Below are 24,991 nucleotides of genomic sequence, written 5' to 3' on the forward strand. Positions count from 1 at the left end.
GGGAGCCATTTCTCACCGGCGACGACGACGGCGCGTCAGGGCCCACGCGACCGCGGCGGCCGCGAGCACGAACGCGATCTGGCCCCCGAGCACGATCCGGTTCACGTCGACGGCAGGCACCCAGCGCACACCCTCGTCGTCGACGACGAGCGCGCCCGCGGGCTCGGCGCGCCGGCCGAAGCCGAACCCGCCACCACCACCCTCGCCGAGGGCGCGCGGCTCGTCGCCTGCCTCGGGATCGGTCCCGGCGTCGGTACCCGGCGCGGCGTCGCCCTCGACGTCATCGGCCCGGGCGTGGTGGCCACCCGGCTCGGTGCCGCCTCCGGCGCCGGAGCCGCCGCCGGTCGCCACGCGCGCGGCCGGGATCACGAGGGTCCCCTCGCGCTCGATCGGCTCGCCGTACACCTGCCGGACGCCGAACGCCTCGGTCAGGGCCTCACTGATGCGGTTCAGATCAGGCATGTACCTCATGCGATCACCGTAGGGGACCGTCCGCCGGGGCGATACAGCAGGAGCATTTGTCACCCGCTCGCCCGGCCCGCGCGGTGCGCGCGGTCAGCCCGCGGCCCACCACCTGCGGGAGCACAGCGCCGCCAGCAGGCCACCGGCGACGTTCACCAGCACGTCGTCCACGGAGGTGACCCGGCCGAGCCCCAGCACGTACTGGAGCACCTCGACGGTCACGGCCACCGCCGCGAGCACACCGCCGACCCGGAGCAGCACGGCCGCGGTGCGACCACGGGGCCTGGCCGGCACACCAGGCCCGGCCGGCATACCGAACCTGCCAGGCATGGACACCAGCGAGAACCGGACCGGCAGGAAGAAGCCGAGCGCCGCCAGCACGAGCAGATTGCCGCCTACCTGGACCACGGCCGACGACGTCGCGCCTGAGAACTGGGCCGCGAGGTCCTGGATCGGGACGAGCGAGAGCCCACCCTCTCCCGGCTGGGGCGTGAGGATCATCCACAGCCACGGCGCCGTGCCGGCCACCATGCCGACCTCGGCCACGGAGTGCCGCCACGCGCGCGAGTGCGGCACGCCGCGCAGGCGGCGGACCCGGACGAGCAGGCGGATCGCCAGGACGGCGACCAGCAGGCCCACCACGGCGGGCCGCAGCACGTGACCCCACGCGCCCCACACGTCGGAGGCGGCGTCCGGCAGCCTCAGCGCTGCGCCCTGCTGCTCGCGTACAGGCAGACCGTCGCCGCCGTCGCCAGGTTGAGCGACTCGGCGCGCCCCCGGATCGGCACGCGCACCACGGCGTCGGCCAGGTCCCGGTCGGCCTCGGGCAGGCCCCAGGCCTCGTTGCCGAACACCCAGGCGGTCGGCCCGGCGAGGTCCGGGGCGGTGCCGCTCCCGGCGTCGTCGAGCAGGTCGTCCAGGTCGAGCGGCCCCGTGCCGTCGGCGGCGAGGACCTGGCAGCCCATGCCGCGCAGCTCCGTCAGGGCGGCATCCAGCGGGAGCCCCGTGACGACGGGCAGGTGGAAGAGGGATCCGGCGGTCGAGCGCACCACCTTGGGGTTGTGCACGTCGACGCTCTCGCCGGCGAGGACCACGAGGTCGGCCCCGGCGGCGTCCGCGGCGCGGATGACCGTCCCGGCGTTCCCGGGGTCGCGGACGGTGGCGAGCACCGCCACGAGCAGGGGCCGGCCGGCCCGCTCCGGAGCGCGCGCGGCCAGGGCGTCGGCGAGCGAGGGCGCGCTGGAACGCACGACGGCGAGCACGCCCTGGGCGTCGGCACTCATCGCGTCGAGCACCTCGGGCGCGCCGACGTGCAGGTACAGGCCGGCGGCGCGGGCGTCGTCGACGATCTCGGCGTAGCGCGCCGCCGCAGCGGGCGTCAGGTAGACGTCCCGGACCGACGACGCGGCGTGCCGCACCGCCTCCCGGACGCTCTGCGGCCCCTCGACCAGGAACTGGCCGTGCCGGGAGCGCGCCGAACGCCCGGCCAGTGCCCGCACCTGCTTGACCCGGTCGGCTCGCGGATTCGCGAGCGTCACGTCAAGCGGCGCGGAGGCCTCCGAGGAGGACACTGTCCGGGCGTCCGGTGAGATGCTCAACCTCAGGCAGCGGCCGGGGCGTTGACGTCCGCCGGCAGCGCGTCCTTGGCGACCTGGACGAGGGCGTTGAACGCGGCCACGTCGTTGACCGCGAGCTCGGCGAGCATGCGGCGGTCGACCTCGACACCAGCGGCCTTGAGGCCCTGGATGAGGCGGTTGTAGGTCAGACCCTGCGCGCGGGACGCAGCGTTGATGCGCTGGATCCACAGCTTGCGGAAGTCGCCCTTGCGCACCTTCCGGTCACGGTAGGCGTAGACGAGCGAGTGGGTGACCTGCTCCTTCGCCTTCCGGTAGAGGCGCGAGCGCTGGCCGCGGTAACCGGCGGCGCGCTCGAGGGTCGTACGGCGCTTCTTCTGGGCATTTACTGCCCGCTTCACGCGTGCCACGTGAGACTCCTTGTTACTTCGGGCTGGAAGGGTTCCTGGCGGCGCACGTCAGGCGCGCGCCACGGGGGTCACTTACCGAGCAGCTTCTTGATCTTCTTGACGTCGGCCGGTGCAACGACCTGGTCCACGGCCAGACGACGCGTACGACGGCTGGACTTGTGCTCGAGGTAGTGGCGGGCGTTGGTCTGCTCGCGCATGACCTTGCCGCTACCCGTGACCCGGAACCGCTTCTTGGAGCCGGAGTGCGTCTTGTTCTTCGGCATGACTGCCGTCTCTCCTCATGTCGGTCGACCGTTGCTGGAACGGCGACGTTTACCTGGGCCGGTAAGCCGGCCCGGTGTCGTGGTGGTCTTGGGGACCTGGCCTCAGCCGGCGTTGCGTGGTGCTCGCGGCTTGGGGGCCACGGGCTTCGGCACCGGCTTGGGGGCCGGGGCCGGCTTCGGAGCTGCCTTGGCGGCGGGCTTCGCTGCCGGCTTCGAGGCAGCCTTGGCCGCGGGCTTCGCTGCCGGCTTCGGCGCCTCCGCCGGGGCGGGGGCCTCCGCGACCGGCTCGGGCTCGGGCTCCGGCTCGACGACGGCTTCCTCGACGACCGGCTCCTCGACCGCGGGCTCCTCGACGGGCTCCGGCGCGACGACTGCGGCCGACTCCTCGACGGGGGCCTCGACGGCCTCGGTGACCTGGTCCTCGGCGAGCTCGTCGCCCTCGGGCGCCTCGGCCGCACGGGCCTGCGCCTTGGCCTCCGACTTGGTCATCCGGCCCGCGTTGATCTCCGTAGCGCGCTTGCGCTGCTCGACCTTGGCGTCAGCCTTCTTCTTGACCGGCCCGAGGACCATGGTCATGTTTCGGCCGTCCTGCTTGGGCATGGACTCGACGAAACCGAGATCGGCCACGTCCTCCGCCAGGCGCTCCAGCAGGCGACGACCCATCTCCGGGCGCGACTGCTCGCGACCACGGAACATGATCATGACCTTGACCTTGTCGCCGGCCGAGAGGAACCGCTCGACGTGGCCCTTCTTGGTGCCGTAGTCGTGCGGGTCGATCTTGAGGCGGAACCGGATCTCCTTGAGGACCGTGTTCGCCTGGTTGCGCCGGGCTTCCCGCGCCTTCATGTCGGACTCGTACTTGAACTTGCCGAAGTCCATGAGCTTGGCGACGGGCGGGCGGGCGTCCGGCGCGACCTCGACGAGGTCGAGGTCAGCGTCCTGGGCGAGCTTCAGGGCGACCGCCGTGGCAACCACGCCGACCTGCTCCCCGCCAGGACCGATGAGACGGACCTCGGGGACACGGATCCGGTCGTTGATGCGAGGCTCGGTGATGGTGATGCTCCTTGGAAGTCGTTGATCGACCACCAGGAACGGGAAATGGCCCCCGCCCTGAACACAGGTGGAGGCCATCACGAGGAAAGGACACGCTGCTCCGGCAACAGCACCGCCGGACCTTCGTACCCGACCAAGGACCCGGACTCTGTCGGCATCTTGCGATGCGCTGTCGTGACTCGGGTGGGATGGAATCCACTTTGCGCACCCGGCTCACACCGGGTCGGTCGTGCCTACACGGTACCAGCAGGAGGAGACCACTTGCCAGGCGGGCCGGTGTGAGGTGGGCCGCCTCACATTCCACCGGGCGAAACCTGTTGCCCGGCTCAACTGGAATGATTCCAGTTTAGGGCCTAGGCTCGGGTCCATGACGTCCACCGCCCCAGCCGCCGCGACGCCCGAGGACCTCCTCCGCGGCGCCGGCCTGCGCGTGACCGCCGCCCGGGTGGCGGCGCTGCGCGCGGTGGGCGAGAACCAGCACGCCACGGCCGACGCCGTGCTGGGCTCGGTCCGCGCCGAGCTCGGCACGGTGTCCGTGCAGGCGGTCTACGACGTCCTGCACGCACTGACCGACGCCGGGCTCCTGCGCCGCATCGAGCCCGCCGGGCACCCCGCCCGCTACGAGCGCCGCACCGGCGACAACCACCACCACATCGTCTGCCGCAGCTGCGGCGCCATCGGCGACGTGGACTGCACGGTGGGCCACGCGCCCTGCCTCACCCCGAGCGACGACCACGGCTTCGTGGTCGAGACCGCCGAGGTGACGTACTGGGGGCTGTGTCCCGACTGCCGCGACCAAGGCTCCGGTGCCGACCCCACCGCGCAGCCCTGACCGCAAGACCTTCCAGCCCCGCTGGAACCCCGCAAGAACCCCCGCAAGCAGCAGCAGAGGAAGGCACGTCTGAATGACTACTCCCTACACCACCACGCAGACCGGTACCCCGGTCGCCAGTGACGCACACTCGCTGACCGTCGGCGCCGACGGCGCCACGGTCCTCCACGACCGCTACCTGGTCGAGAAGCTCGCGCAGTTCAACCGCGAGCGCATCCCGGAGCGGATCGTGCACGCCAAGGGCGGTGGCGCCTTCGGCGAGTGGGAGATCACCGGTGACGTGTCGCGGTACACGCGTGCGGCGGCCTTCCAGCCGGGCGCCAAGGGCGAGGTCGCGCTGCGCTTCTCGTCCGTGGCCGGCGAGATGGGCTCCCCCGACACCTGGCGCGACGTGCGCGGTTTCGCGCTGCGCTTCTACACGACCGAGGGCAACCTCGACATCGTCGGCAACAACACGCCGGTCTTCTTCATCCGCGACGCGATCAAGTTCCCGGACTTCATCCACTCGCAGAAGCGCCTCCCCTGGTCGGGCCTGCGCGACGCCGACATGCAGTGGGACTTCTGGACCCTGTCGCCGGAGTCGGCGCACCAGGTCACCTACCTCATGGGCGACCGCGGCCTGCCGGCCTCGTGGCGCGAGCTGAACGGCTACGGCTCGCACACCTACCTGTGGACGAACGACGCGGGCGAGAAGTTCTGGGTCAAGTACCACTTCATCTCCCGCCAGGGCGTGAAGTTCCTCAGCCCGGAGGAGGGCGAGAAGATCGCCGGCGCCGACGCGGACTACTACCGTCGCGACCTCTACGAGGCCATCGAGCGCGGCGACAACCCGGTCTGGGACATCAAGGTCCAGGTCATGCCGTACGACGACGCGAAGACCTACCGGTTCAACCCGTTCGACCTGACCAAGGTCTGGCCGCACGCGGACTACCCGCTGATCCACTTCGGCCACTTCACGCTGAACCGGAACCCGAAGAACCACTTCGCGGAGATCGAGCAGATCGCGCTGTCCCCGGCCAACCAGGTCCCGGGCACGGACATCTCGCCCGACAAGATGCTGATGGCCCGCGTGTTCTCCTACCCGGACGCGCAGCGCTACCGCGTGGGCACCAACTACCAGTCGGTGCCGGTCAACCAGCCGCACGCGGCTCCGGTGCACAACTACTCGCAGGACGGCTCGCAGCGCCACCACTTCAACGAGGTGGGCACGCCCAACTACGCGCCGAACTCGTTCGGTGGCCCCGTGGCCGACCCGGCCCGCGGGCACGACGGCTCCTGGGCGCAGGACGGTGAGCTGGTCCGCACCGCGGCCACGCTGCACAGCGAGGACGGCGACTTCGTCCAGCCGGGCACGCTCTACCGCGAGGTCTACGACGACGGCGCCAAGGCCCGTCTGCTGGAGACCCTGACCGGCCAGGGCCAGTCGATCACGATCGACGAGATCCGTGAGCGCTTCTTCCAGTACTGGACGAACGTGGACGCCGAGCTGGGCGCCAAGCTGCGCGCGGCCGTCGCGGCCTGATCCAGCAGCACGCAACCGAGGCCGGGCTCCCCTGGGGAGCCCGGCCTCGGCCGTTCCCCGGGGTCACTCGCTGAGTCGTGTTCAGCAGGCCGGAGGCGACCGGAAACGGGCTGGTTCCGGCCGCCCGCGGCCTGCTGAACGTGACTCAGCCCGCGGTATGAGGGATTTCCACCGGGATCACCGGTGGTCCTTGTCCGGCCGTGGCGGCGGCGGATAGCGTCCCGAGGTGCTCCACAGCGCTTCGGCGCCGTCCGAGATGCCCACCGCACCGAGAACCGCACCGAGAACAAGGGAGCCGACCATGCCCCGCTCGCTCGTCCGAATCGGCGCCGCCCTCGCGGCCGGCCTGCTGGCACTGACCGCGGCCGCCGGCCCCGCCGCCTCCGCGCCGGACCCCGCCCCGGAACAGGCGCAGGCCCCGGCCGCCGCCTCCCACCGGGTCCTGGCCTTCTACCAGACGATCTACGAGACCGGGTCGGACGGCGTGCGCCGGTACGTCGACCCCAAGCCGCTGCTCGGCTCGGTCACCGACGTGAACGTGGGCGCGATCCACCTGAACTCCGACACGTCGCTCACGGTCAACGACATCCCGGCCGACCACGCCGAGCTCGGCGTCATGTGGGACGACCTGGCCACCATGCAGGACCAGGGCGTCACGATCAGCGCGTTCCTCGGCGGGGCCGCACCGGGCACGTACCGCTACCTGCGCGAGGACTTCGACCGGTACTACCCGGTGCTCCGCGACTTCCTGCGCACCTACGACCTGGACGGCGTGGACCTCGACATCGAGGAGACGTTCTCCCTGGCGGACACGGTGCACCTGATCGACGCACTGCGCGCGGACTTCGGCCCGGACTTCATCGTGACCCTGACGCCGGTGGCGACCGACATGGCCGGCCGGACGAGCTTCTCCGGCGGCTTCTCCTACGCCGAGCTGGAGCGCCAGGCCGGCGACCGCATCGACTGGTACAACACGCAGTTCTACTGCGGCTGGGGCGACCTGCGCACCACCACGGTCTACGACCAGATCCTCGCGAACGGCTTCACGCCGGACCGCGTGGTGGCCGGCACCGTCACCAACCCCGGCAACTGCAGCGGCTACGTGGACTGGCCCACGTTCGACGCCACGGTCGGCTCCCTGGTCGCGGCGCACCCGGACTTCGGCGGCGTCTTCGGCTGGGAGTACTTCAACTCCGTGGGGTACGACGGCGGCGGCCGGGCGTCCTGGTTCTCGCACGTACGGGACGTGGTGGGTTCCTGACGACGTCGCGTGGTCGGTAGAAGGTCAGGTGGTCGGCAGCCCGGGCTGCCGACCACCTGACCTTCTACCGACCGTCCTGATCAGCGGCGGAGCGTAGCGAGCGTCCGGGAAACGGATCAGCGCGGGGCGACCCCGTCGTCGGCCAGGAAGCCGCCCGGGGCGAGGATGCCCGCGGGGTCGAGGACGGCCTTGATCGCGCGCTGCAGGGCGACCTGCTCGGCGCCGAGCTCGTCGGCGAGCCAGCGCCGCTTGGCGATCCCGACGCCGTGCTCCCCGCTGATCGTGCCGCCGTGCGCGAGCGCGGCGCGGACCAGGGCGTCCGCGGCCTCGTGCAGCCGGGCCGGCGGTTCGGTCTCCCCGTGCCGGCGCGGCGTGCTCAGGCCGGGGTGCAGGTTGCCGTCGCCGGCGTGCGCGACGGCGGTCACCTCGACGTCGAACCGCCGGCCGATCTCCTCGATCGCCTCCAGGACGGGCACCAGCGCCGAGCGCGGCACCGCGACGTCCTCGCCGACCGACCACAGGTCGGTGCGGTGGCCGCGGCCCGTGCGGCGCAGCTCGTAGTAGCGCTCGCCCTCGGCGTCGTCGAGCACCTGGGCGGCGAGGCCCGCGGCCGACAGCGCGTCCGCGAGCGCCGTGATCTCGGCGTCCGCGCCGGGCCCGTCGGTGCGGACCAGCACCAGGCCGCCGCCGTGCCGGTCCACGAGGTCGGTGCCGCTGTGCGCGTCGATGTTCTCCAGCGTCGCGGCGTTGAGCAGCTCGACCGTGGAAGGCCGCACGCCCGAGCCGGTCACGGCCCCGACGGCGCGGCCGGCGTCGGGCAGGCTCGGCACGGAGACCACGAGTGTGCGCACGTGCGTGGGCGCGGGCAGGAGCCGCAGCGTGGCGCCGACGACGATCCCGAGCGTGCCCTCGCTGCCCACGATCAGGCTCACCAGGTCGTAGCCGGTCACGCCCTTGACGCTGCGGTGCCCGGTGCGCAGCAGCGTGCCGTCGGCCAGCACCACGTCGAGCGCCAGCACCGACTCGCGGGTCACGCCGTACTTGACGCAGCGCAGGCCGCCCGCGTTGGTGGCGATGTTGCCGCCGATCGTCGAGATCTGGGACGACGCCGGGTCCGGGGCGTACATGAGCCCGTGCTCACGCGCGGCGAGGTCCACGTGGTCGGTGATCGCGCCGGGGCCGACGACGGCGACGTGGTCGTCCGCGTCGATCCGGATACCGGCGAGGCCCTCGGTGGACAGGACGATGCCGCCCGCCGGCGCCGCCGCAGCGCCCGCCAGCCCGGTGCCCGCGCCGCGCACCACGAGCGGCACGCCGTGCGCGGTCGCCGCCCGGGCGACGGCCTGGACCTGCTCGACCGTGCGCGGCACGACGACGACGGCCGGTGGCCGGACGGCACGCAGGCCGGTGACGTCGGAGCGGTAGGGCTCGACGGCGGCGGGGTCGGTGAGCACGTCGGCCGGCGCGAGGTGCTCGCGCAGGGCGGCGACGAGCGCGGACGGGTCGGTCGGGCGGACGGCCTGGTCGGAGCCCGCTGCGGGCGGCGTGGTGGTCGACATGTCGCGGTTCTACGAGTCGCTCCCCCGCGAGTCAACGATCCGCCCCGACGTCTCGGATCCTGAGCGGCCCGCGCCCGCAGGGCGTCCAGGGACTGAGAACTTCGGCGAATTCCCCCGGCGTCGGACCGGGCATGGCTTATACCTGCGCGCCGAGCCACCCAACCCCGCCACCCAACCCCGCAACCGAACCCCGCAACCGAACCCCGAGGAGACGACATGACGCTCACCGACCCGGCCGCCCCGGACATCTCGCCCCGGCCGCCGGTCCCCCTGGTCCCGGCCGCCCTGGCCCAGGGCCTGACGGTCCCGAAGGGCTTCGGCGACCAGAGCCTGCTCTCCCCGCGGCCGGACGCGATCCGCCTGCTGGGCGGGATCCCCGACCCGTCGGCGCTGCCGCTCGCCGAGCTGCGCGAGTCGCTCGGCGAGGTCTGGGACGCCGACGGCGCCGCCGCGGCCCTGCAGTACTCCGGCTCGCACGGCTTCGAGGGGCTGCGCGGCTGGATCGCCGCACGCGAGGGCGTGGACCCGCGCCGCATCCTGATCACCAACGGCGGCATGCACGGCCTCTCGCTGACGGTGCAGGCCCTGGTCGAGCGCGGCGGCCGGGTCGCCGTCGACAACCCGGTCTACCCGCTGTTCCTGCGCACCCTGGAGCTCGTCGGCGCCGACACGCTGCCGGTCCCGGTCGAGGCGGACGGGCTCGACGTCGAGCACCTGGCCCGCCGCCTGGCGGACGGCGAGCGCATCGCCGCCGTGTACACCGTGCCGGACTTCCACAACCCGTCGCAGGGCACGCTGTCGGCGGCCAAGCGCGCCGCGCTGGTGGAACTGGCGGAGCGGTACGGCTTCGTGGTCATCGCGGACGACCCGTACCGGGAGCTGCGGTTCGGGGGCACCGACCAGGGCCGGCAGGTGTTCTTCGGCTCGGAGCACGTGGTGCACGTCAACACGTTCACCAAGACGCTCGGCCCGGGCCTGCGCCTGGGCTGGCTGGTGCTCCCCGACCACCTGGTCGACGCCTTCGTGCGGCTGCGCAACCGGCAGGACTCGCACTCCTCGACGTTCGTCCAGACCCTCGTGGAGCACCTGCTCGTCAGCCGCCCCGGCTGGTTCGACGCCACGCTCACCGAGGCACGCGAGCTCTACCGGCACCGCGCGGAGCTGCTGGTCGCGGAGCTGGCGGCCCGGCTGCCCGGCCGGCTGGACGCCACGGTGCCGGAGGGCGGGTTCTTCCTCTGGCCGCGGATCACCGACGACGCCGTGGACGCCCGCGCGCTGCACGCCCGCGCGAGCGCCGAGGGAATCGACTACCAGCAGGGTGAGTTCTTCGTGACGGGACCCGGTACCGACTCCGCGCGCCGCCTCCGGCTCGCGTACGGCGACCGCACCGACGACGAGCTCCGCACCGCCGTCGAGCGGCTGGCGCGCGCCTTCGGCTGACGCGCTGCCCACGTCCGGGTCCGGATAGTGAGAAGTCCGGGCCTCCTCCTGGTCAACTCCGGATCTGCCGCCTATACCTCCCCACGGTCAACCGCCCACCGCGCGACCAGACAGCTCAACCCGTTGCGAGGAGCCTTCCCATGACGTCACCGACCGCACCGACAACCACTCAGCCCGTACCCACCGTCGTGGTCGTCTCCGGGAACCCCCGTCCCGGGTCGCGCACCCTGGGCGCCGCCGAGGCGGCCGCCCGCGCCGTCGCCGCCCACCTCGGCATCGACGACGTCGCCACCATCGACCTGGCGACGTTCGCCGCCGAGATCCTGGCCACCGAGCACCCGACGGCGGACGCCGCCAAGGAGCGCCTCGCGGGCGCCACCGTCGCGGTGATCGCCACCCCCGTCTACAAGGCGGCCTACACCGGCCTGCTCAAGTCGTTCCTCGACCTGTACGGCAACGACGGCCTCGCCGGCGTCGTCGCCGTGCAGCTGGTCGTGTCCGGCAACCCCGGGCACGCGCTGGCCGGGGAGGTGCACCTGCGGCCCGTGCTCATCGAGCTCGGGGCCGTGGTGCCGGCCCGCTCGCTGACCGTCACCGAGGCCCAGCTCGCCGACCTGGACGGGGTGATCGAGGCCTGGCTGGAGCGGGCCGGCGAGCCGCTGCGCCGGGCGACGAGCCCCGCCGTCGTCCCGGTCGGTGCCGGAGCGGAGGTCGCGCGATGACCGCCGAGAACATCGACCTGTCCGCCCTGGAGGAGCTCTTGGCCCAGCAGGACGAACCCCAGCTCAGCCCCGACGAGTTCAAGACCGTCTTCCGCAACCACCCCGCCGGCGTCGCCGTCGTGGCGCTGCTGCACGAGGACCGGCCCGTCGGCTTCACCGCGACGTCCGTCATCTCGGTGTCGGCGGCGCCCCCGCTGCTGGCCTTCTCCCTGGCCTCGACGTCCTCGTCGTGGCCCGCCATCTCCGAGGCCAGCACCCTCGCGGTCAGCTTCCTCGCCGAACACCAGGACCACATCTCCGCCCGCTTCGCCACCAGCGGCATCGACCGCTTCGCCGACGGCGGGTGGTCGCCCCTGCCCACCGGCGAACCCGTCATCGACGGCGCCGTCTCCTGGTTCCGGGCGCGGGTGGTGCAGCGCACCCCGATCGGCGACAGCTACCTCGTCTCCCTGCGCGCCCTGGCGTCCAGCCTGACCGAGGGCAAGCGCGACCCCGCCGCCTCACCGCTGGTCTACAAGAACCGCGCCTACCACCGCATCGGCGACGACACGGCGATCTGACCGGGGGCGGGGCCGCCGGGCGGCCCCGCCCCTCGCTCACGGACGGCGAAGGGTCACCAGGACGGCAGCCCCAGCGCGGCCAGTGCCGAGCGCAGCCGCTCCCGCCCCCGCAGGGAACCGTGCCCGCGCAACCGGGTCAGCACTCGGCCGACCCAGCCGCCGTCGAGCCCCTCCGCGCGGTAGAACTCGGCCATGCGCCGCTCGTAGGCGGCCAACGGCCGCAGCTGCCGCGCCGTGTCGTAGGTCTCGTGGTGCAGGACGACGGCCTGCGGCAGGCGCGGCGTGACCCGGCCGGCGCGGGCCGGGTCGGGCCGGCCGACGAGCAGTCCGACGACCGGCGCGGTGCCCCGGGGCAGCCGCAGCTCGGCCCCGAGCGCCTCGGGCCGGTCCCGGACGCCGTCGAGGTAGACGGTGCCCAGGCCCAGCGACTCGGCGGCGACGGCGGCATTCTGCGCCGCGAGCGCGGCGTCGACGAACGCGGTGACCGTGGTCTCCAGGTACCCGGTCGCGTGCACGGCCGTGTCCCGCCGCTCGGCGAGCGCGCGGACGCGGGCGACGTCGGCGACCCAGACCAGCAGGAGCGGGGCGTCGCGCACGTGGTCCTGCCCGCCGGACAGGTCGGCCACGCGGGCCCGGCGAGCCTGGTCCGTGACGGCCACGACGCTCCAGAGCTGCAGGTCGGACGACGTGGGCGCGGACTGGGCGGCCGCCACCAGGGTGGGCAGCACGGAGGGTGGCAGGGGTCCGGGCAGGAACCGCCTGACCGAGCGGTGCCCGAGCTGGACGTCCAGCACGGACCGCGGGAGGTCGGACGCCGCGGCGACGGCCGCGGCGACCTGGGGCGCGACGGTGTCGGCCCGCCGGGCGGTCACGCCGTAGCGGGCGGCCACCTGGGCGCGGGCTGCCGCGAGCCGGCCGGCCAGCTCGGGCGAGGTGGGGTCGTGCGCTTCGTCGCGCACGGCCTGGGGCGTGGGTTCGGGCTGGTGGGCCCGGGGTGCTCGGGTGATCCGGGCCGGCACTCGGGCCGGCGGTACGGGAGCGGTCTCGGTCGGGGTAGTGACCAGAAAGGCGTCGATGGCTGTCATGAGTGCTCCGTGGGGTGGACGGAAGGCCAGACACTCATGTCAGGGGCCTTCCGTCAATGCCCCAGTTCGGCGTCTCACATGCCGGTCGGTCGCCGGACGCCGCTGTTCTGCCTGGTTACAGGGCCACGGACACTGATCGCCCACTATATGGACTCTTTGCCGGATTGGTTGACTCGTCGGATTTTTTCCCGTCCGGCGGCATCCAGGGCGTGGGCGAGAGCGGCGACCGGATGGCGAGACGATCCCGGTCGGCCATTGCGTCCGGCGGGGACGGGGCTATGTTGCACGCGCTCGGCGTCCGCGGCAGGTCCGCGGGAGCGCGCCGCGACGACACCGGAGGACCCCCTTGCCTTCTGCACCGCCCTCTTCGCACCCGTCCGCACCGCACCCTTCACCCTTCTTCGTGGGCCTCGACGCCGACGGCGCGGGCGCGCACCCCGCGGCCGCCGCCGTGACCGGCCTGGCCGGGCCCGACCTCGTGTCCGGCGCCCGGCTGGCGCGCACGGTCCGGCAGGCCGAGAACGCCGGCCTCACCTTCGTCTCCTTCACGGACGCGCTGCTCCCGGCGGTGCCGGGCTCGCCGGCATCGGCCCGCCTGGAGTCCGTGACCCGGGCGGCGTTCGTCTCCCGGACGACGTCGGCGATCGGCCTGGTGCCGCAGGTGCCGACCACCTACCCCGAGCCGTTCCACGTCGCGGCCCAGCTGGCGTCGCTGGACATCGCGGCGGGCGGGCGGGCCGGCTGGATCGCGGCGGTCACGCGCGACGCCGCCACGGCCGACGCCTACGGCCGCCCCGTCGTCGGCGACCTGGCGCGCGAGGCGCGCGACGTCGTGCGGGTGGTGCGGGACCTGTGGGACTCGTGGGAGGACGACGCCGTGATCCGCGACGTCACCACCGGCCGCTACATCGACCGCGACCGGGTGCACCACGTGGACTTCGAGGGCGAGAGCTTCTCGGTCAAGGGCCCGCTCATCACGCCCCGCCCACCGCAGGGGCAGCTCGTGGTCCTCGCCGCGGACGGCGACGTACCGCCCCTGCTCGACGGCGCCGAGCCGCTCGTGGACGTCACGCTCGTCGGCGGCGCCGGGGTCGGCGCGGCCAGCGGCAACGCGGAGGCCGCACGCGAGCGCTCGCCGCGCGCGGGCGTGGACATCGAGGTGGTGCTCGACGCCGGCGGGCGCACCGGCGCGGACCGCCTGGCCGTGCTGGACGGCAGCACGCCTGCCGGCGTCCGCTCGCCGTGGGACACCCGGGCGCTGCGGCACGTGGGCAGCGCGGCCGGGCTGGTCGCCCTGCTCACCGAGCTCGCCACGCCGGGCCCCGACAGCCGGCGGCCGGTGGACGGCGTGCGGCTGCTGCCCGCGGTCCTCGACGTCGACCTGCCGGTGCTCGCTCGGGACGTGCTGCCCGCCCTGCGCGCCGCCCGGCTCGTGGCGGCGCCCCGTCCGGGGGCCACGCTGCGCGAGTCCCTCGGCCTGCCGCGCCCCGCCAACCGCTACGACACGCGCGTCCTGGCCGACGCGCCGAGCGCCTGAGGAGACCCGCCATGACCGACCTGACCCCGACCGACTTCCCGGTCACCCGCCCCGACGCCCAGGTGCACTTCGGCGTCTTCTTCCAGGGCGTCAACCACACCACCGTCTGGTCGGACCCGGACTCGGGCTCGCAGACGGACTTCGCGACCTTCGAGCGGGTGATCCGCACGGCCGAGCGCGGGCTGTTCGACGCGTTCTTCCTGGGCGAGGGCCTGCGGCTGCGCGAGTCGCGCGGCGCCCTGCACGACCTCGACGTGGTGGGCCGCCCGGACGCGATCACGCAGCTCGCCGCCCTGGCCGCGATCACCACGCACATCGGCCTGGTCGCCACCCAGAACACCACGTACAACGACCCGGCCGACCTGGCCCGGCGCCTGCAGAGCCTCGACGTGCTCTCGGGCGGCCGCGCCGCGTGGAACGTCGTGACCACGGACAACGACTGGACCGGGGCCAACTTCCGCCGCGGCGGCTACCTCGACCACGCGCTGCGCTACGACCGGGCACAGGGGCAGCTCGACATCGCGCGGCAGATCTGGGACGCGTTCCCGGACACGGGCGGGAGCGACGCCTTCAGCGGGGTGGTGGCCCACGTCGCGGAGCACAGCGCCCTGTTCGACGTCGAGCTCGACCCCACCACGCCGCGCAGCCCGCAGGGGCACCCGGTCATCTTCCAGGCCGGGGACTCCCCGCAGGGCCGGGACTTCGCGGCCGCCAACGCGGACGTCATCTTCTCCCGCCACGGCGCCGTGCTGGCCGACGCCCTGGAGTTCGCCGCCGACGTCCGCCGCCGGACCGTGGCCGCGGGCCGGCCGGACGACGACGTCAAGATCTTCCCGGGCACCGGCATCATCGTGGGCGACACGCCCGCCGACGCCGAGGAGCGGGCGCGCTGGGTGCGCTGGAACCAGGTCACCCCGGCCACGGCGCTCTCCATCGTGGGCAACATCTGGGGCGAGGACCTGTCCGGCTACGACCCCGACGGCCCGCTGCCCGCGCACGACCCGGTCGTCGAGGAGCTGGGCGGCGAGCGCGGGTCGGCCACCACGGGGGCGCGGACCCGCGAGATCGCCGCGCAGTGGCGGGCGCTGGCCGAGGCGGAGCACCTGTCGATCCGTGAGCTGGTGGTCCGCAACAGCAGCGAGCGCGGTTTCCAGGGCACGCCCGCCGCGGTGGCCGAGGACCTGATCCGGTGGGTGCGCACGGGCGCCGTCGACGGGTTCAACATCAGCCCGTGGATCGTGCCGTCGGGCCTGGACGACATCGTCGAGAAGGTGGTGCCGGAGCTCCAGGAGCGGGGTGCGTACCCGACGTCGTACACGGGAACGACGCTGCGGGGGCACCTGGGCCTGCGCGCCCCGCTGACGCGCCGGGCGGCGACGGTAGGCGCGGCCTGACCCCCGCACGTGTCAGACGTATAGACCGCTCAGGTGACCTGTGCGTCTGACACGTGCGTGGGGGCTGGACCCTCAGACGCGCACGACCCTGGCTGCCCCGGCGCGGTCGTACGGCGTGCGCCCCGCGCCCGCGAACAGGGTGCCGACCCAGACGATCGGCAGCACGTAGGCCGCCACGGTGAGGGCCACGAGCCCCGGCCCGACCGTCGTCGACCCGACGAGGCCGATCGCCGCGGCGTGCCCGATCGTCCAGGGCAGCGCGACCTTGAGCGCGTTCCGGAGCAGCGCCCGGGCGAACGTGAGCCGCCCGCCGTCCCGGGCGCCGACGACCTTCAGCCCCAGCACGCGCTTGCCGATCGTCGCCTGCCGCGGGCCCGACTCGAGGACGGCGAGGAAGATCGTCAGCGGCAACGCCGTCAGCAGCGCGGAGACCACGTTCGTGGTCACCGCGGACCACCCCGTCGTCACGCCGGCGAGGTACAGCGGGATGCCGACCGCGGCGAGCAGCACGAGCCACACCAGGAAGCAGAGCCAGTCGACGAGCCACGCCACGATGCGTCGCCAGGCCTCGGAGTTCACGGCGCCGACGCTACCGCGTCAGAACGCCCGCAGGTTGGCCCGCAGGCCGCCGTCGGCCCACTCGGTGCGCAGGATGCCGCGCCGCCGCAGGATCGGGACCAGCTCGTCGAGCGTGCGGTGCACGGTGACGGGGTGCAGGTCGCCCCACAGCAGCACGCCGTCGTTGCCCCACTCCCCCAGCTCCTCGATGAGGTCGGCCAGCTCGCCGGCCGTCCCCACCCAGCCGGAGCGGTCGGCGATGCGGCCCAGGCGGGCGAGCCCACCGAGCAGCACGCGCAGCGGCGTGGTGGCGAGGTCGTGCTCGCCGACCAGCCGCTTGATGGACCCGTGCGAGACGTGGTCGCCGAACAGGCCCGTGGGCAGCGGCTTGTCCAGGTCGAGCGCCGTCAGGTCGGTCTCCAGGTCACTGGACTGCTGCTCGGCGATGCGCAGCAGCGTCGCGTCGTCCGGGTTCGCCGACGCCACCACCAGCCGGTCGGCCTCCTGCGGGCTGGACACGAGCACGGGTTTGATGGCGAACAGCACCTTGACGTGCTCCTGGGAGCGCCCGGCCGCGCGGGCCGCGGCGTGCACCCTGGCCCGGTAGTCGCGCACGCTCGACTCGGTGAGCGGCGCGAGTGCGAGCTGCACGTCGCTGTTCGCGCCGGCGAACGCCAGGCCGCGGCCGGAGCCGCCCGGCGAGACGACGACGGGCTCGCCGTCGGCCCCGCCGTCGAACGGGAGCGCGTTGAGCGGGCCGTCGAACGCGTAGTGCTCACCGCGGTGCCGCACGGGACGCAGCAGGCCGCCGTCGGCGTACCGCCCGCCGGTCCGCGCTCCGTCCGGTCCGACGACGCCGGGGTCGGCGACCAGCGCGCCGTCGTCCCACGAGCGCCACAGCGAGCGGACGCCGTCGAGCCACTCCTCGGCGCGGTCGTACGCGGCGTCGTGCCCGAGCGGCGGCGCGGCGGAGAAGTGCCGCGCGCTGCCGGTGTCGGTCACGAGGTTGAGGCCGAGCCGGCCGCCCGAGAGGTGCTGGAGCGTCGCGAGCTGCCGCGCCCCGGTGTAGGGCAGCACGGCGGCCGGGTTGACCGTCGGCACGATGCCGAGGTGCTGTGTCGCCGCGAACAGGTACGGGGCCAGCAGCAGCGGGTCGTGCTTGGGGCCGCCGAACGCCTGCCGCACGCGCAGGTCGATCGTCTCGGGGCCGCCGAGCGACGGCGCGTCCTCGATGATCAGCAGGTCCACGCCCGCCTGCTCCAGCGCGCGGGCCGACTCGACGTAGAGGTCGGGCCGGGTCCAGTCGTAGTTCCAGTCCAGGTGGTCGTGGCCCCAGCCGTGCGGCCCGAAGCCGCGGGCCAGGAACCAGCCGAGGTGCTGCTGGCGGGTCATGGTGTCTCCTTGCGTGGGGTGCCGGCGGCGCCCGGCTCGGCGGCACGGCGCGCGGCCGCGAGCCCCCGGTCGAGGTCGGCGATCAGGTCGGGCAGGTCCTCGATGCCCACCGACAGCCGCAGGGTGCCCGGATGGATGCCGGAGGCGGCCCGCTCGGCAGGGGTGCGCAGCACGTGGCTGGTGCTCTCCGGGTGCAGCACCAGGGAGCGGACGTCGCCGATGTGGGTCATGTGCGTGAACACCTGCACGGCCTCGACCAGCGCACGTGCCGCGGGGACGCCGCCGTGCAGCGTGAAGGTGAACACGGAGCCTTGGCCGTCCGGCAGGTACCGCTTGGCCAGCGCGTACGACTCGCTGGAGTCCAGCCCGGAGTAGTCCACGGAGGCCACCTCGGGCCGGAACGCCAGCCAGCGCGCGACCTCCAGGGCAGACGCGCTCTGCCGGGCGACCCGCAGCGACAGGGTCTCGATGCCCTGGCCCACGAGGAACGCGTTCAGCGGCGACGGCGTCGGGCCGAAGCGCGGCGCCACCGTCTCGCGCAGGTAGGCCAGGCGGGCGAGCCCGCCGTGCCGGTCGGCGACGCTCGGCCCGCCCGTGCGGGACGGCGCGACCAGGTGCGGGTACAGCGCGCCCGAGGTGCGCGCGTCGAACGTCCCGGAGTCGACGACGACGCCGCCCAGCACCGAACCGTGGCCCGCGAGGAACTTGCTGGCGGAGTGCACCACGACGTCGGCGCCGTGCTCGATCGGGCGTAGCAGGTACGGCGTCGCCAGTGTGTTGTCCACGACCAGCACCAGCCCGTGGGCGTGCGCGACGTCGGCCACGGCGGCAAGGTCGGGCAGGTCGTTGCGCGCGTTCGGGATGGACTCCAGGAACAGCACGCGCGTCTCGGGCCGGATGGCGCGCTCCCAGGCGGCCGGGTCGGCGGCGTCGTCCACGAAGTCGGCCTCGACGCCGAGGCGCGGCAGGTTGTCCAGGAGCAGCCCGCGCGTGCCCTCGTAGATGCTGGACGCGGCGAGCACGCGCTGCCCGGCCTCGACCAGGCCGAGCAGCGCGACCGTGACGGCCGCCTGCCCGCTGGCCAGGAACAGGGCGTCGGCGCCGCCCTCCAGGGCGGCGATCCGCTGCTCGACGGCGGCCGTGGTCGGGTTTCCGGTGCGGGTGTAGGCGAAGCCCTCGCCCGCGCCGAAGTGGCCGGCGGCCTGCTCCCACTCCTCGAACTCGAACCCGGCCGTCAGGTAGACGGGCGTCGCGCGCGGGACCACGTGGGCCGACGGCGCGGGGCCGGGCGCGCCGGTGGCCCGCCCGGCGTCGTCCCGCCCGGTGCTGCGCGCGTGCACCTGCCGGGTGGCGAAGCCCGTCATGGCGCGGCGGTCGGCTCGGCCTCGGTGGCGGGCAGGCCGGCCTCCTTCCAGGCGGGGAAGCCGCCGTCGACGTGCGAGACGTCGGTGTAGCCGCGGGCGGCCAGCGCCTCGGCGACCGGGCCGGAGCCGTTGATCGAGCCGCACACGATCACGACGGGCGTGTCGAGGGTGATCGCGGGGTTGTCGGACGGGCCGAACAGCGCGTCGAGGTCGTTCCGGTCGGCGAGCGTGGCGCCCGGGATCTCGCCCGCCGACGCGCGGCCCGCGGCCGAGCGGACGTCGATCAGGAGGGCGCCGCCGGCGACCTTGGCGCCCGCGGCGTCGGGGGTCTGCAGCTCAGGGGTGGTCATGGTGGTCTCCTCGGGGGTCGTGGTGGGTGGTCAGGCGCTCAGCAGGCGGCCGGTGGGCAGCTCGCGGACGTCCGTCGCGGCGTCGGGCAGACCGAGCGAACCGCGCAGCGTGGTCTCGGTCCGCTCGGTGCGGAACAGGCCCGCGTGCTGGAGCGCGGGCACCAGGTGGTCGGTGATGGTGTCAAGGTCCGAGCTGAGCGAGGAGGGGCGCAGCAGGAACCCGTCGACGGCGCCGACCGTGGTCCAGTCCGCGATGAGGGTGGCCAGCTCGTCGGGGGTGTCGGCGACCACGAGCCCGTCGCCCATGGGGGCGGTACCCTCGAGCGCCTCGACCAGCTCGAGCCGGGCACGCGCACCGGCCCGCTCGGTGGAGAGGACCACGTAGACCTCGGCGAGCACCCGCACGTCCTGGGGGTCGCGCCCGGCGGACAGCGCCGCGTCCCGCACGAGCCGGCGCAGCCGCACCGCGTGCGCGGCGTCGGCCACGGCGATCCGCGCGACGTCGGCGGTGCGGCCGGCCAGCGCCGCGCTGGCCTCGGAGCGCACGCGCACCACGACGGGCGGCGGCGTCTGCGGCAGCGGGGTGCCGCCGTCGGCGGGCCGGCCGCGGACGGCGAACCGGATGCCGTCGTGGTCCACGCGGAACCGGCCCTCGGCGTCGAGCTCGACGGCGCCCGCGCCGCTGCCGGGGCGGCCGGTCCAGACCTGGGTCACCGACTGGATGCCGAGCTCGACGCGGGTGGCCCAGGCGTCGTCGGACTCGGGCAGGGTGCCCTGCCGCACGGCCTGCCAGCCGGCCCGGCCGCTGCTGGCGCGGTCGATGCTGCTCAGGGCGACGGCGGCGTGGGCCGCCTCGACGTGCACCGTGTCGACGGCGGCGACCAGGCCGATCCCGGCCGTGACCCGTGCGGCGCGGGCGGCGGCGACGGCCGTGTCGAGGCGGCCGGTGACCTGGCTGCGGCCGGGGTGGAGCAGGAAGCCCTCGTCGAGGCTCACGAAGTCGAGCAGGCCGCGGTCGGCGGTCCGCACCAGGTGCAGGAACCGCTCGCCGTCGAACGGGCGCGGGGCTATCGGTCCGCGTGCCCGGTGTGAACCGGGGCGGGCGCCGGCGGAGGTGAGGTCCACGCCGAGCACGACGGGACGGGACGCGAGGGCGGTGGCGGTGGCGGTCAGGGACGTGGGCTGCGGCGGGTACGGCACGGCGGGGCTCCGTTCGGGCTGCGGCAGCGCGACGGCACCCCGGGTGGTCCTCGGCCGCGTGCGGGTGCACGACGGCGCCTGGGGTCACCCGAGGGGCGTGGCTGCCGGGAGGCGGGAGAGAGACGTCCGGTCAGGAACGTGAAGGCCTGAGTGCGGCCGGGCTCGGCGTGGGGGCCGAGAGCAGGTCCGCGCGGCTGGGCCCGTGGCGGCCGGTCAGCGCGCGGGTGTGGTGCGCGTCAGCGACAACACATGCTCGGGCGCGGGGCGGCACAGGCCGGCGCGCAGACGTTCCGGGACGGCAGGGACACGTGGACGGCGGGGGCAGCGCTCCGGGTCATCGTCGTTCTCCTCACCTGCTCGCCCATCGGCGAGCGACGCGTGTTGTCACCGCCGGCGGCGGTGGACCTGGTCCTCACCCGGGGCACCCACCCGCGCGGGGGGTTGCCGTCCGACCAGCCGGGGCTTCGCGTCGGAGCTCATGACCTGTCGAGGCTTTCTACATCTTTCCGATCGGGTTGGTGCGGTAGGTCTCGATGTCCAAGAAGATACGAATGGAACCCATAGAAGTCAACGATCTTTGCCCAGATCTCACATCCCGGGATCTGGGGGGTGCGTGGGCGTGCGCTTCTACCCAGTCATTGGGCCCGAAATCACGTGGTTTTCGGGCCCAATGACTGGGCAGAAGCGCACTTTGGACTGGCCTCCGTGCCGGTGTGAGTGCCTTGTCACCTCGGCAGGAGGGTCGGTGGCGGGCTAGCCCGGGCGGAGTCGGCGGGGTCAGCGAGCTCGGTCGGGTGAGCGAGCTCGGTCGGGTCAGTGAACTCGGTCGGTTGCATTGAGACCGGTCCATCAGTGGACCGGTCTCAATGCAACCGACCGAGCTCGCAAGACCGGCCTCAGCAACCAGCCGAGCTCGGCGCTCGCGACTGCCGCGGGCGGCGGGCAGCGGCAGCGGCAGCGGGCAGCGGGCAGCGGGCGGGGCCGACTGGCCGCGGGCGGGGGCCGACGGCGGACCGGCCGGCACCGGACCCGCGATCACGCCAAGGCTCGGTGCCAGGAACGCGAAAGTGCGCTTCTACCCAGTCATTGGGCCCGGAACCAGCGTCATTCCGGGCCTAATGGCTGGGTAGATGCGCACCTTCGCGCCGGCCTCCCCGCGGCTACGTCGTCAGGAGCTCCAGCTGGGAGACGGCGCCTTCCTCCAGCAGCTCCAGGCGGACGGCGGTGAGCGGCACCGGCTCGTCGAGCACGAACGGGCGCAGCTGGCCGGGCCAGGGCCAGTCCTCGCCGGAGCGCTCGTCGAGCACCCGGCCGTCGTCCGCGACCAGACGCCACGCCGACGGCGGGGCCGAGCCGTCCGCGCCCGAGGTCAGCGTGTAGGCGCGCAGCACCGCACCCTGCGCGACGTCGGCGGCGGGCTGCCACTCCAGCGCGCCGTGGACGGCGGACGACATCGCGAGGTCGCCGTCGGTCAGGCTCGGCAGGGCGCCCTCGGCGCCGCGCCAGGACCCGGCAGCGCGCAGCCACGGCCGGGGGCTGTCGGCAGCGGCCTCCGCCCCGGCACCAGCACCAGCACCAGCACCAGCACCAGCACCGGCACCAACGGACGACGCCGACAACGAACCCGCCGACGCCCCCTCGCCCACGACGCCGTCAGGCACACCCCAGCCCGTCGGCACGTCCGACAGGGCGAACCGCAGGGTCGCTCCCCCGACCAGGTCGCCGTTGTCGACCGACGGCTCGGCCACCACCCGGCCGGCCACAGCACCGGCACCAGCACCAGCACCAGCACCAGCACCAGCACCAGCACCAGCACCATCAACCTCCAGCCCCGCGACATACCACCGCTCGGCCGCGCCGGGCGCCTCGATCACGAGGTCGCCGTCGGGCCGGTGCACCACCGCGCGCTCGAAGAGCGGCGACGTGACCGCCCACCGCGGCGACCCGATCTCCAGCGGGTACAGCCCGAGCGCGGCGAGGATGTACCAGGCCGACATCTCGCCGTTGTCCTCGTCGCCGTGGTACCCCTGGCCGATGTCGTTGCCGGTCCACAGCCGCGTCAGGATCTCGCGCACGACCTCCTGGGTGCGGTCCGGCCGCCCGGCGACCGACCACGTCCACGCGATGTGGTGCGACACCTGGTTCGACTGCCCGAGCTGGCCGAGGCGCACGTCGCGCGCCTCGAACATCTCGTGGATCGGGTTGCCGTACGAGCCGGGCTTGTCTGCCCGCTCGGGCGCCGCGAAGAACCGCTCCAGCAGCCGTTCGAGACCCTCGCGACCGCCGTGCAGGGCAACCAGCCCCGCGCCGTCGTGCACGGGGTGGAACAGGAAGTTCCACGCGTCCGACTCGGTGTAGTCGCCGCCCCACGCGTCCGGGTCGAACGGCGCCGGGTCGAACGCGCCGTCCCGGCCGCGGCCGCGGAAGAACCCGGTCGCGGCGTCGAAGAGGTGCACGTACCCGGCGGCGCTCTGCCGCAGGTAGGCGGCCTCGTCCCGCAGGGCCCGGCGGCGCTCGTCCGGGGTGCCCGGCGCGTCCGCGAGCGCCTGCGCCATCCGGGCCAGCCCGGCGTCGTTGATGTAGCCCTCCAGGCTCCACGACACCGACTCCTCGACGTCGCGCGGCACCCAGCCGTTGGTCAGCGCGAACTCCTGGCCCTTGCGGCCGACGCCGGAGCGGGTGGGCAGCGCCGTGGCGTTGCGCAGCCCGGCGTCGTAGGTGCCGAGCGGGTCGGGCAGGTCGACGCCGCGCAGGTACAGGTCGGCGAACGCGACGTCGGACGACGTGCCCGTCATCAGGTCGGCGTAGCCCGGCGACGACCAGCGGGCCACCCAGCCGCCCTCGCGGTACTGCTGCACGAACCCGTCCGCGAGCCGCGCCGCGACCTCGGGGTAGAGCAGCGCGTAGGCGGGCCAGCAGGTGCGGTAGGTGTCCCAGAACCCGTGGTTGACGAACATCTCGCCGGGCACCGCGGGGGCGCCGTCGAGCACGGGCGAGGCGTGCACGGGCGCGCCGTCCGCCCCGACCTCGGTGTAGGAGGACGGGTACAGGTTCAGCCGGTACAGGTTCGAGTAGAGCGTGACCTGCTGCTCCTCGGACGCGCCGTCGACGTCGAGCACGCCGAGGCGGTCCTCCCACTGCGCGCGGGCGGCGTCGGCGACCTCGTCGAGGGTGCCGGACACCTCGCGCTCCAGCGCGAGCCGGGCCAGGTCCTCGCTGATGTACGACGTCGCCACGCGCACCTCGACCGTGCGGCCCGCCTCGGCATCGCCTCCGGCGTCCAGCGCGACGGTCGCGTACGTCGCGTGGTCCCGCCCGCGGGCGGGGCCCGAGCGCAGCACCGGCGCGGAGATGCGGCCCACCACGTACATGCGGCTGCGGCCCACCGACAGGGGGCTGCCGTGGTCGCTCCAGCCGGTGAGCGTGCCGTCGTCGTGCACGGTGATCGACACGGGGGCGCCGTCCGCGCCGGAGTCGCCCACGGCGTCGAACACGAGGTGGCCCGTGCTCGCGCCGGGCGGGAAGGTGAAGCGCAGGACGCCGCCGTGGTCGGACGCCGCGACGGCCACGCGGGCGCCGCCGTCCAGCGCGACGTCGTAGCGGTGGGGGCGGGCGGTCTCGTCGTCGTGCGAGAAGCCGATCGAGCGGGCCGCCAGGCCCGCGTCGGGGACCTCGCCGCCGTCGGGCCCGGCGGGGACCAGGTGGAACGCGAGCTGGTCGCGGTCCCCCATCCAGGGGCTGGGCTCGTGCGAGATGCCGACGCCCTGGAGGCGCGGCCGGTTGTCCGGCCCGTTGTGCGCGGCCCAGGAGTAGAGCCAGCGCTCGGAGGCGCCGTCGGTCAGGGGCACCCACATGGTGAAGCCGTTGGGCACCGCGGCGGCGGGCACGTTGTTGCCGCGCGAGTACTCGCCCGAGGAGTGCGTGCCCCGGCGCGTGTCCACGAGGTCGGTGCGGCCGGTCACCACGCGCTCGGCGCGCGGCCCCACGCTCACGGTGTCGAGCCAGACCTCGCTCACCCCGCCGTCCGGCGCGGCGGTCACGACGGCGACGGCGGTCACGCGGCGGCCCGGCAGCGCCTGCGCCACGGGGCCCAGGTCCACGCGCACGAGGTTCCAGTGGTCCGGTACCAGGATGCGCGCCTCCCCCTGGCCGAGGGCGGTCGCGAGCATGCCGTGCTGGTCGCGCAGCGCGCGCCCGGACTCGGTCTGCGAGAGCCAGGTGCCGTCGTCGAGCCGCAGGTCGAGGGCCACGTAGGTGGAGCGGTAGGTGAGCTTCTCGTCGAGCACGGGCAGGACGGCGTAGCGCAGCTCGGCGCCGGCCTCCAGCGGCACGTCCAGGCCGTCGAGCAGCACGGTGCGGTCCGCGCCGTGGTGTCGCACCAGGTGGGCGTTCTCGCTGGTCAGGCCGGCGCCGGGGCGGCCGGCGGGGACGTGTGCGGGCCCGGAGGGCGCGG

General features: G+C 74.2%; 22 protein-coding genes and 1 riboswitch. Of the genes, 8 read left to right on the plus strand and 14 right to left on the minus strand.

All coding sequences use genetic code 11. The features are described from left to right. Positions 1 to 12: 12 nt before the first annotated feature. The 6 genes from H291_RS0119120 to infC form a co-directional block, all read right to left on the minus strand. Positions 13 to 462 carry a spore germination protein GerW family protein gene (locus tag H291_RS0119120; protein WP_020016624.1) on the minus strand — a complete coding sequence of 150 codons (450 nt, stop codon included), beginning with the start codon at positions 460 to 462 and terminating at the stop codon, positions 13 to 15. 93 nt (positions 463 to 555) lie between these two features. Further along, a complete protein-coding gene (locus H291_RS0119125) occupies positions 556 to 1,119 on the minus strand; it encodes a VanZ family protein (RefSeq protein ID WP_020016625.1) in 564 nt (187 codons plus the stop codon). 44 nt (positions 1,120 to 1,163) lie between these two features. Then, positions 1,164 to 2,000, minus strand: coding sequence for a TrmH family RNA methyltransferase (locus H291_RS0119130; protein ID WP_026365919.1), 837 nt, complete (start codon positions 1,998 to 2,000; stop codon positions 1,164 to 1,166). 62 nt (positions 2,001 to 2,062) lie between these two features. After that, on the minus strand, positions 2,063 to 2,446 hold the full coding sequence (gene rplT / locus H291_RS0119135; RefSeq protein ID WP_020016627.1) for a 50S ribosomal protein L20: 384 nt from the start codon (positions 2,444 to 2,446) through the stop codon (positions 2,063 to 2,065). A gap of 68 nt (positions 2,447 to 2,514) precedes the next feature. Then, entirely contained in the window at positions 2,515 to 2,709 is a 195-nt protein-coding gene (rpmI, locus tag H291_RS0119140; RefSeq protein WP_020016628.1) for a 50S ribosomal protein L35, read from the minus strand. Between the two features lie 102 nt (positions 2,710 to 2,811). Then, positions 2,812 to 3,795 (minus strand): translation initiation factor IF-3, encoded by a 984-nt coding sequence (infC, locus tag H291_RS0119145; RefSeq protein WP_232216114.1) that lies wholly within the window; start codon positions 3,793 to 3,795, stop codon positions 2,812 to 2,814. A gap of 334 nt (positions 3,796 to 4,129) precedes the next feature. Between infC and H291_RS0119150 the strand changes: the two genes are divergently transcribed. The 3 genes from H291_RS0119150 (at position 4,130) to H291_RS0119160 (ending at position 7,377) form a co-directional block, all read left to right on the plus strand. Continuing rightward, positions 4,130 to 4,594, plus strand: a complete 465-nt coding sequence (locus tag H291_RS0119150; RefSeq protein WP_020016630.1) for a Fur family transcriptional regulator — start codon at positions 4,130 to 4,132, stop codon at positions 4,592 to 4,594. Between the two features lie 73 nt (positions 4,595 to 4,667). Further along, complete coding sequence (locus H291_RS0119155; protein ID WP_020016631.1) at positions 4,668 to 6,116, plus strand: catalase; 1,449 nt, start codon at positions 4,668 to 4,670, stop codon at positions 6,114 to 6,116. Positions 6,117 to 6,417: 301 nt separating this feature from the next. After that, positions 6,418 to 7,377 (plus strand): glycosyl hydrolase family 18 protein, encoded by a 960-nt coding sequence (locus tag H291_RS0119160; protein WP_020016632.1) that lies wholly within the window; start codon positions 6,418 to 6,420, stop codon positions 7,375 to 7,377. Positions 7,378 to 7,493: 116 nt separating this feature from the next. Here H291_RS0119160 and H291_RS30810 read toward each other — a convergent pair whose 3' ends face one another. Next, entirely contained in the window at positions 7,494 to 8,936 is a 1,443-nt protein-coding gene (locus H291_RS30810; RefSeq protein WP_020016633.1) for an FAD-binding oxidoreductase, read from the minus strand. A gap of 216 nt (positions 8,937 to 9,152) precedes the next feature. Here H291_RS30810 and H291_RS0119170 point away from each other — a divergent pair, with 216 nt between their 5' ends. The 3 genes from H291_RS0119170 to H291_RS0119180 all read left to right on the plus strand — a co-directional run bounded on the left by H291_RS0119170 (position 9,153) and on the right by H291_RS0119180 (position 11,658). After that, complete coding sequence (locus tag H291_RS0119170) at positions 9,153 to 10,376, plus strand: aminotransferase-like domain-containing protein (RefSeq protein WP_020016634.1); 1,224 nt, start codon at positions 9,153 to 9,155, stop codon at positions 10,374 to 10,376. Between the two features lie 140 nt (positions 10,377 to 10,516). Then, entirely contained in the window at positions 10,517 to 11,098 is a 582-nt protein-coding gene (locus H291_RS30815; RefSeq protein WP_051109551.1) for an NAD(P)H-dependent oxidoreductase, read from the plus strand. Continuing rightward, the gene (locus tag H291_RS0119180; RefSeq protein WP_020016636.1) at positions 11,095 to 11,658 is read left to right on the plus strand and encodes a flavin reductase family protein; all 564 of its coding nucleotides are present in this window, start codon (positions 11,095 to 11,097) and stop codon (positions 11,656 to 11,658) included. The genes H291_RS30815 and H291_RS0119180 overlap by 4 nt, the downstream gene beginning before the upstream one ends. Positions 11,659 to 11,711: 53 nt before the next feature. Here the strand turns inward: H291_RS0119180 and H291_RS0119185 are convergent, their stop codons facing one another. After that, positions 11,712 to 12,743 (minus strand): nitroreductase family protein, encoded by a 1,032-nt coding sequence (locus tag H291_RS0119185; protein WP_157237191.1) that lies wholly within the window; start codon positions 12,741 to 12,743, stop codon positions 11,712 to 11,714. 403 nt (positions 12,744 to 13,146) lie between these two features. On the opposite strand from H291_RS0119185, the gene H291_RS0119190 reads away from it, so the two are divergent. Both H291_RS0119190 and H291_RS0119195 read left to right on the plus strand, forming a co-directional pair. Then, complete coding sequence (locus tag H291_RS0119190; RefSeq protein WP_020016638.1) at positions 13,147 to 14,280, plus strand: LLM class flavin-dependent oxidoreductase; 1,134 nt, start codon at positions 13,147 to 13,149, stop codon at positions 14,278 to 14,280. Positions 14,281 to 14,291: 11 nt separating this feature from the next. After that, positions 14,292 to 15,674, plus strand: a complete 1,383-nt coding sequence (locus tag H291_RS0119195; protein WP_020016639.1) for an NtaA/DmoA family FMN-dependent monooxygenase — start codon at positions 14,292 to 14,294, stop codon at positions 15,672 to 15,674. Positions 15,675 to 15,746: 72 nt separating this feature from the next. Here H291_RS0119195 and H291_RS0119200 read toward each other — a convergent pair whose 3' ends face one another. The 6 genes from H291_RS0119200 to H291_RS30825 form a co-directional block, all read right to left on the minus strand. Further along, the gene (locus H291_RS0119200; RefSeq protein WP_020016640.1) at positions 15,747 to 16,253 is read right to left on the minus strand and encodes an RDD family protein; all 507 of its coding nucleotides are present in this window, start codon (positions 16,251 to 16,253) and stop codon (positions 15,747 to 15,749) included. An 18-nt stretch (positions 16,254 to 16,271) separates the two neighbouring features. Next, on the minus strand, positions 16,272 to 17,624 hold the full coding sequence (locus tag H291_RS0119205; RefSeq protein WP_020016641.1) for an LLM class flavin-dependent oxidoreductase: 1,353 nt from the start codon (positions 17,622 to 17,624) through the stop codon (positions 16,272 to 16,274). Beyond that, positions 17,621 to 18,988: an O-acetylhomoserine aminocarboxypropyltransferase/cysteine synthase family protein gene (locus H291_RS0119210; protein ID WP_020016642.1), complete on the minus strand. Its 1,368-nt coding sequence runs from the start codon at positions 18,986 to 18,988 to the stop codon at positions 17,621 to 17,623. The genes H291_RS0119205 and H291_RS0119210 overlap by 4 nt, the downstream gene beginning before the upstream one ends. Further along, positions 18,985 to 19,338 carry a rhodanese-like domain-containing protein gene (locus H291_RS0119215; RefSeq protein WP_020016643.1) on the minus strand — a complete coding sequence of 118 codons (354 nt, stop codon included), beginning with the start codon at positions 19,336 to 19,338 and terminating at the stop codon, positions 18,985 to 18,987. Before H291_RS0119215 ends, H291_RS0119210 begins: the two co-directional genes overlap by 4 nt. A 30-nt stretch (positions 19,339 to 19,368) precedes the next feature. Beyond that, positions 19,369 to 20,538, minus strand: coding sequence for an LLM class flavin-dependent oxidoreductase (locus H291_RS30820; RefSeq protein WP_020016644.1), 1,170 nt, complete (start codon positions 20,536 to 20,538; stop codon positions 19,369 to 19,371). A 373-nt stretch (positions 20,539 to 20,911) separates the two neighbouring features. Next, positions 20,912 to 21,022: riboswitch (SAM riboswitch) on the minus strand. A 676-nt stretch (positions 21,023 to 21,698) separates the two neighbouring features. Continuing rightward, the gene (locus tag H291_RS30825; protein WP_020016645.1) at positions 21,699 to 24,917 is read right to left on the minus strand and encodes a GH92 family glycosyl hydrolase; all 3,219 of its coding nucleotides are present in this window, start codon (positions 24,915 to 24,917) and stop codon (positions 21,699 to 21,701) included. Positions 24,918 to 24,991 lie beyond the last annotated feature (74 nt).

This window comes from Promicromonospora sukumoe 327MFSha3.1 (genome assembly GCF_000385135.1).
GTDB lineage: Bacteria > Actinomycetota > Actinomycetes > Actinomycetales > Cellulomonadaceae > Promicromonospora > Promicromonospora sukumoe_B.

Bases quoted from the DNA above. Each gene is read 5' to 3' on its own strand.
- H291_RS0119120 (WP_020016624.1), bottom strand. From the start codon at position 462: ATGCCTGATCTGAACCGCATCAGTGAGGCCCTGACCGAGGCGTTCGGC.
- rpmI (WP_020016628.1), bottom strand. From the start codon at position 2,709: ATGCCGAAGAACAAGACGCACTCCGGCTCCAAGAAGCGGTTCCGGGTC.
- H291_RS0119150 (WP_020016630.1), top strand. From the start codon at position 4,130: ATGACGTCCACCGCCCCAGCCGCCGCGACGCCCGAGGACCTCCTCCGC.
- H291_RS0119155 (WP_020016631.1), top strand. From the start codon at position 4,668: ATGACTACTCCCTACACCACCACGCAGACCGGTACCCCGGTCGCCAGT.
- H291_RS0119160 (WP_020016632.1), top strand. From the start codon at position 6,418: ATGCCCCGCTCGCTCGTCCGAATCGGCGCCGCCCTCGCGGCCGGCCTG.
- H291_RS30810 (WP_020016633.1), bottom strand. From the start codon at position 8,936: ATGTCGACCACCACGCCGCCCGCAGCGGGCTCCGACCAGGCCGTCCGC.
- H291_RS0119170 (WP_020016634.1), top strand. From the start codon at position 9,153: ATGACGCTCACCGACCCGGCCGCCCCGGACATCTCGCCCCGGCCGCCG.
- H291_RS30815 (WP_051109551.1), top strand. From the start codon at position 10,517: ATGACGTCACCGACCGCACCGACAACCACTCAGCCCGTACCCACCGTC.
- H291_RS0119180 (WP_020016636.1), top strand. From the start codon at position 11,095: ATGACCGCCGAGAACATCGACCTGTCCGCCCTGGAGGAGCTCTTGGCC.
- H291_RS0119185 (WP_157237191.1), bottom strand. From the start codon at position 12,743: ATGACAGCCATCGACGCCTTTCTGGTCACTACCCCGACCGAGACCGCT.
- H291_RS0119195 (WP_020016639.1), top strand. From the start codon at position 14,292: ATGACCGACCTGACCCCGACCGACTTCCCGGTCACCCGCCCCGACGCC.
- H291_RS0119205 (WP_020016641.1), bottom strand. From the start codon at position 17,624: ATGACCCGCCAGCAGCACCTCGGCTGGTTCCTGGCCCGCGGCTTCGGG.
- H291_RS0119210 (WP_020016642.1), bottom strand. From the start codon at position 18,988: ATGACGGGCTTCGCCACCCGGCAGGTGCACGCGCGCAGCACCGGGCGG.
- H291_RS0119215 (WP_020016643.1), bottom strand. From the start codon at position 19,338: ATGACCACCCCTGAGCTGCAGACCCCCGACGCCGCGGGCGCCAAGGTC.